The sequence below is a fragment of the Alcanivorax sp. UBA3183 genome (assembly GCF_002364155.1).
GTDB classification, from domain to species: domain Bacteria; phylum Pseudomonadota; class Gammaproteobacteria; order Pseudomonadales; family Alcanivoracaceae; genus Alcanivorax; species Alcanivorax jadensis.
Map to the genome: position 1 here is coordinate 1 of NZ_DEXN01000020.1, position 5,708 is coordinate 5,708.

Here is a 5,708-nt window from a genome sequence, read left to right on the forward strand (position 1 = left end):
GTTCGAACTTTTCCTTTGCCACGACTCTTCACCTCTTAACCTGGCTGTGCTTCCTCGCCATATGGCGCGCATACACCCGATAAAGACACATTTAAGGACTGTATTGATAAACACAGACCACCTTGGCACCATCAAGACACATGAAGCCGGACCCAGGATATACCTGGGCCCGGAAATTGGAGCTCTTGACCGGATTTGAACCGGTGACCTCACCCTTACCAAGGGTGTGCTCTACCTACTGAGCTACAAGAGCATAACCTTCACGCCATCTTGCGATGACCAAACCCTGCCGGAGCTGGAGCGGGTAGCGGGAATCGAACCCGCATCATCAGCTTGGAAGGCTGAGGTTCTACCGTTGAACTATACCCGCACACTTTCCGATGCCTGCCAGCCTTCCGGCCACTCAAGCCATTCAATGAACGACTTGCTTTTAATCTGGTGGAGGGGGGAGGATTCGAACCTCCGAAGCTTTCGCGTCAGATTTACAGTCTGATCCCTTTGGCCACTCGGGAACCCCTCCAGAAAAGGGCCTACATTTTCTTTACGGCCCAACCACTTGTCAACCTGTTTTCAAGTAGTTAGACACGTTTAAAAGCTGGAGCTGGCGAGAGGAGTCGAACCCCCGACCGGCTGATTACAAATCAGCTGCTCTACCAACTGAGCTACGCCAGCTCACAAGGGTTGCGAATTCTATAGAAAGGACCATGGCGGCGCAATCCACTTGGAGATCAAACGCCTAATAATTACCCAGCAATTCAGGAGCAGGCCACCCAATCCAGCTTAAGAGACTGATTTGCCTGAAGAAAGATATTGAGCTCCGGTTTTTCTTCTGGCTTCTGATCGGCCAGATAAACCCAGTATTCGGTCACCGCTCGCGATGTTTCACGCACAAAGGCCGGATAACCCGCATTGCGCATCTTTACGCGCAAGCCTTCTGCCGATTCAGCACTGGAGAAATAACCCAGAGAAATGGCGTTTGCATCTTCACCATCCTTGACGACGAAGCTGTCGACACCATGGTCTTGCAGCTCGTGCAACACCCTCAGCGCACGATCCCTGTCCGCATAGGGCGGCAGATACACCCAGTTAAGGCGATCCTTCTGGATGGTCAGCGCTCGCACCCGACCAGGCAAGCCGGCAGCCTTGAGCTGCACTGCGCCGGCATGGGCCGCATCACGGGACTCCCAAGGCCCTACCACTGCACACAAGGACCCGCTTTCCGGCCTACGCGCCCCCTCTCTGGTCGGCTGGGATCGCTCCGAAAGCAACACCAGAGGATCTCCTCCTGCAGACTGAGCCGGCGCACGCAGTGATACCGCCGCCTCCCCCGGCGCCAGACTCTTTGTGAGCTGCACCCCCAGATAGACCAGATTCACGACCAGCAAGCTGTAAAATATCCACCGCACCGGTGTTCCCCCACCATTATTGTTGTCGGGCTGCCACGCGCTCAAGGCCATCAAGGACCAGGTCGGGCATATGCAGAAACTCGAACTGGAAAGCACCTGTCAATTTCGGGGCATCACCGCCAGTCACCAGCACTTTACAAGTATCTTCAAGCACTTGGCGCAGTTCAACCACCACCTCCGTGACGAAGGCCACAGACATGCGCAACAAACCATTATGCACACACTCCCCGGTCGACCGGCCCAGGGCCGGCCGGGCCGCGGCAGGCTCAATATGCACATCAGAGGTATCACGCAACAGGGCCGTACGCAGCATGCCCAGCCCCGGGACAATATACCCCCCCAGAAACCGCCCCTTGCCGTCTACCGCGTCAATGGTCAGCGCACTACCGCAATCGATAATGATACTGGCCCCGTAACATTGGTAGCCCTCTATCATCGCCACCCAGCGGTCCACCCCCAACTTGCGAGGCTCCGGATAACAGCTACGCACCCCGAAATCTTCCGCGCATGAATAATAAAAGCACGGAGACACCCCGGTGCGCTCAGCCAACAGATTAGCGATCTCGGCATCTGCCGATGGCCCCGCCACCGACGCTATCCAGATTGACTCGATGTGTCCGCCATCTTTCAGCAGGGTGTCGATAACCACAGGCCAGTCTCTGCCATGACGACAACCTCCCTGCTCAACCTTCTCGCCCTGGCGAAACCGCCATTTCAGGGCGGTATTACCCACATCCACAAACAGTTTCATCGAACTCTCAAACTCACTTCACCGCCATACACTTCACGCACACCTTGCGCGGTTTCCACGCGCAACGCTCCATCTGCCAGAACACCCGCAGCCTCACCCAGAATCATCTGATCACCGGACTGGACCTGCACCGACTTTCCTCGCACCCCATCATAGCGATCAAAGGCATCCAGAAAAGCGGCAAAACCTTGCTGCGAAAAACGCGGCAGCATATCCAGCAGATGAGATAACACACAAGCAGCCAACACCGTCCGCGATGGCATCTCTACAAGCTCGCTGGCCAGATCTGTCCACACCTGATCAATACCGCGGGCCTGATGGCCCGTCATGCGGCCATTCACCCCGACACCAATGACCACATCCACCTGACCATCCATCTCGCCGGCAAGCTCAATCAGTACACCGCCCACCTTGGCGCCATTGATCAGCAGATCATTGGGCCATTTCAAGGTTACCGGCAACTGCGGATCCAGCTCCTGCAACGCCTGAGCCACAGCCACACCAACTGCCAGGCTCAGCCCGCCGAGAGCGGCAAACCCGCCACTAACAGGGAAACGGATGGAAAAATACAGGTTGGCTGCAAAGGGAGACTGCCACTGCCTGCCCCGCCGGCCACGGCCAGCCGTCTGGCACTCGGTGACAAATACCTGTGGTCGGCGCACCGGTCCAGCCAACGCCAGAGCATCAGCATTGGTGGATTCAGTCACCCACTGGTAGTGCAGCTGCGCACGTTCACCCAATTCTGCTTGCAGGGAAATCTGGTCAATCAGGTCGACAGACTGGGCCAGCCGATAACCCTTTCCCTTGACGGATTCCAGCGCCATGCCGAATTCCTCAAGACGCTGGACGCGCTTCCAGATGGCAGCCCGGGAAATCCCCAGAGCCTGACCCAATTCTGAGCCGGAACGGAACTGCCCATCAGAAAGAAGGCGGATCAATTGCTGATCCGCCTCTTTGAGAGTGCTCAAGCTTCCCAAACCACCCCTTTGGTTTTCGCCCACTTGGGGATGTCATCCGCATAACGTTTTTCAATTTCGTTACGCTTCAGCTTCAAGGTAGGAGTAATCAGGTTGTTTTCGACGGTCCAGGCGTCCTTGCAAACCACCAGAGTCGTCATGCGCTCATGGGGATCAAGCTCATGATTCACACGGGTCAGCAGCGCCTCAAGTTCCTTGGTGAAATGTTCTTTTTCACTGCCTTTGGAGAGCTTTTCCTGCTCTTCCGGGGTAATGTTCAGCAGGGCAATCGGCTGGCCCATGCCCTGCCCGATAACACAGGACAACTCCAGACCTGGCTGTGTAGAAAGGCGGTTTTCAATCGGTGCCGGCGCCACATACTTACCTTTTTCCGTCTTGAAGATCTCTTTCACGCGACCGGTGATGCGTAACCTGCCCTTCTCGTCGATCTCGCCCACATCACCGGTATGCAACCAGCCGTCTTCTGTCAGGTCTTCAGCAGTCTTGTCGGGCTGCTTGTAGTAGCCCTTCATGTTACCCAGGCTACGCACCAGTATCTCACCGCCATCACCGATGCGGCATTCCACGCCGTCATTGGGGGTGCCTACCCAACCGATTTTCTGATCACCCTCTTCGGTGGTATGCGACCAGGCCAGGTTCTCGGTCATGCCATACACTTCGAGGATTTCCAGATCCAGCTTCTTGAACCAGGTGATAATGTCTGGAGACAGCGCGGCAGCGCCGGACAGCGCGATACGGCACTGATCCAGGCCCATCGCCCCCAGCACTTTCTTCTTGATCACTTTGTTCAGGAAGGGAATCTTCAACAGTTTGTTCAGCTTCTTGGGCGGCACCGCCTCAGAAGCCTTTTGGTAGAACTTGGACCAGATACGCGGCACCGCGAAGAATACTGTCGGCTGGGCGCGCTTGATGTCTTCGCCGAAGGTCTCCAGAGACTCGGCAAAGAATATCTTACCACCCACATATAGCTGGGCAATTTCCACCGCCACACGCTCAGCCACGTGGGAAAGCGGCAGATAGGAAATCATGCGCTCTTCCGGCGTCAGGTTATACACCTTGATCATCTTCTCTCCGACGATGGAGAAAGACTGGAAGTCATGCATAACGCCCTTGGGCATGCCCGTGGTGCCCGAGGTGTAAATAATAGTCGCAATATCCTCCATGGCAGGTTCGGCCACTTGTTCAATCGGTGCCGTATCGCGGATGATATCGCCCCAGTTGGGGAAATCGTTCAGCGCATCGCGGGGAGCGAGGGTAAAGGCCACTCGCTTGACACCCTCCGGCACACCTTCTTTCATGATGTCCCAGTCATCCAGCTTGCCGACGAAAAGGAATTTGGACTCGCTGTGCTCCATGATCTGGCGGACCGTTTCTGCAACCAGTGTCGGGTACAACGGCACGCTGACTGCGCCTGCCATCCAGATTGAAAGGTCGGCAATAATCCATTCCGCACAGTTTTTGGAAACCAGCGCCACGTGGTCGCCCTTCTGCACCCCTTGCGACTGCAGGTAAGCCGCCATTTTGCGAGCTTCATCATTGATCCGGGCCCAGGTATAGTCCTGCAGCTCACCACCACCCATGGGCTGAACCATGGCCACTGATTGGCCCTGTTTCTCGCAACGCTGCTCCAGCGCCTTGAGCGGGCTCATTACTGCTGCCTTATTATCCATTGTCATAATTCTTAACCTTTTCCCAAGTCCAAACGTATCGATACAGCCCGTTTTCGCGGGTCTGGTGCAGGCCTGCCCTGCAAAATCGCAATAATCATTGCCCCGGTGCCGGATGCCGATCCAGCCACCGCCGTGCTGGCGCCCTGTTACGCAGCGCCCAGCTTGATTCAATAAACCCCAACCATACCACTTTCATCGCTAGCGATGGAGCCTTTACAGCAGCAGATGGCACGGTTATCACCACGCTTATCGCTGGTGGCGTCCAGCATAGAATGGCCGCCAGCGTGGATAAAGCCCCTCTTGGTTTAATAATGTTTACGGCCTTTCTCTTGCCAGAGCTGCCCCCCTGATCGCACCCTGAAAGTTACCGAATACACAGGGAGCAGAGAGCATGTTTCTTAAAGAGCGGAAAAGTGGTCATCTGGTGCAGGTTGTCAACCTCACGGAACTGGTCAACCCTTTACGTAGCCAAGTCACAGGGCGTTACCACCACGGCGAAGAAGCACAGGAAGCAGAGCCATTCAACAAGGGAGACCTGGTGTTCCCCTCTGGCGAGACATTGCCAGGATGCTGGGTGGATTCACATTATCGGGATGACGAGATTCCAAGTACCGGGATGGGGGTCTAGACGCGGCCTTCTATCCAGGCTGAGCGGGCTGGATTCGGGGCGGGGGTTTGGCGCGGCGGTCTGATCTGCCGATGTTATGGCTGCGTGGCGAGAGGAGCTCGTAGCTCGTAGCTAGAAGGATGACCTACTTAGGTAGCAAGCAAGCTTGCTATCCCTTCGGGACGCCTGCGGCGCCTAACCCTGGCACCTGCGGTGCATCGGATGTCACATGGCGGTTTCGCCGCGAGGTAGGGAGAGGAGCTCACCGTGATCCTAAATAAAACAAAAAACCCCCGA

5 protein-coding genes and 4 tRNA genes are annotated in these 5,708 nt (G+C 56.0%); 1 reads left to right on the forward strand and 8 read right to left on the reverse strand.

Going from position 1 to position 5,708, the window contains the following annotated elements:
• Positions 1-177: 177 nt before the first annotated feature.
• The 8 genes from B3Q33_RS08725 to B3Q33_RS08760 form a co-directional block, all read right to left on the reverse strand.
• A tRNA-Thr gene (locus tag B3Q33_RS08725) sits at positions 178-253 on the reverse strand.
• 43 nt (positions 254-296) lie between these two features.
• A tRNA-Gly gene (locus tag B3Q33_RS08730) sits at positions 297-370 on the reverse strand.
• 66 nt (positions 371-436) lie between these two features.
• A tRNA-Tyr gene (locus B3Q33_RS08735) sits at positions 437-520 on the reverse strand.
• Positions 521-596: 76 nt separating this feature from the next.
• Positions 597-672, reverse strand: a tRNA-Thr gene (locus B3Q33_RS08740).
• A gap of 83 nt (positions 673-755) precedes the next feature.
• Positions 756-1,406, reverse strand: coding sequence for an SPOR domain-containing protein (locus B3Q33_RS08745; RefSeq protein WP_272962067.1), 651 nt, complete (start codon positions 1,404-1,406; stop codon positions 756-758).
• A 16-nt stretch (positions 1,407-1,422) separates the two neighbouring features.
• Positions 1,423-2,157 (reverse strand): type III pantothenate kinase, encoded by a 735-nt coding sequence (locus B3Q33_RS08750; RefSeq protein ID WP_035250698.1) that lies wholly within the window; start codon positions 2,155-2,157, stop codon positions 1,423-1,425.
• Positions 2,154-3,125 carry a bifunctional biotin--[acetyl-CoA-carboxylase] ligase/biotin operon repressor BirA gene (birA, locus tag B3Q33_RS08755; protein WP_035250695.1) on the reverse strand — a complete coding sequence of 324 codons (972 nt, stop codon included), beginning with the start codon at positions 3,123-3,125 and terminating at the stop codon, positions 2,154-2,156. Before birA ends, B3Q33_RS08750 begins: the two co-directional genes overlap by 4 nt.
• Positions 3,122-4,810, reverse strand: coding sequence for an AMP-binding protein (locus B3Q33_RS08760; protein WP_232222158.1), 1,689 nt, complete (start codon positions 4,808-4,810; stop codon positions 3,122-3,124). Before B3Q33_RS08760 ends, birA begins: the two co-directional genes overlap by 4 nt.
• Positions 4,811-5,195: 385 nt before the next feature.
• Between B3Q33_RS08760 and B3Q33_RS08765 the strand changes: the two genes are divergently transcribed.
• Positions 5,196-5,432, forward strand: a complete 237-nt coding sequence (locus B3Q33_RS08765) for an acetyltransferase (RefSeq protein ID WP_272962068.1) — start codon at positions 5,196-5,198, stop codon at positions 5,430-5,432.
• The last annotated feature ends 276 nt before the right edge of the window (positions 5,433-5,708 follow it).

Excerpts from the sequence above, each read along its gene's own strand:
- B3Q33_RS08760 (WP_232222158.1), bottom strand. The coding sequence starts at position 4,810 with ATGACAATGGATAATAAGGCAGCAGTAATGAGCCCGCTCAAGGCGCTG.
- B3Q33_RS08765 (WP_272962068.1), top strand. The coding sequence starts at position 5,196 with ATGTTTCTTAAAGAGCGGAAAAGTGGTCATCTGGTGCAGGTTGTCAAC.
- B3Q33_RS08750 (WP_035250698.1), bottom strand. The coding sequence starts at position 2,157 with ATGAAACTGTTTGTGGATGTGGGTAATACCGCCCTGAAATGGCGGTTT.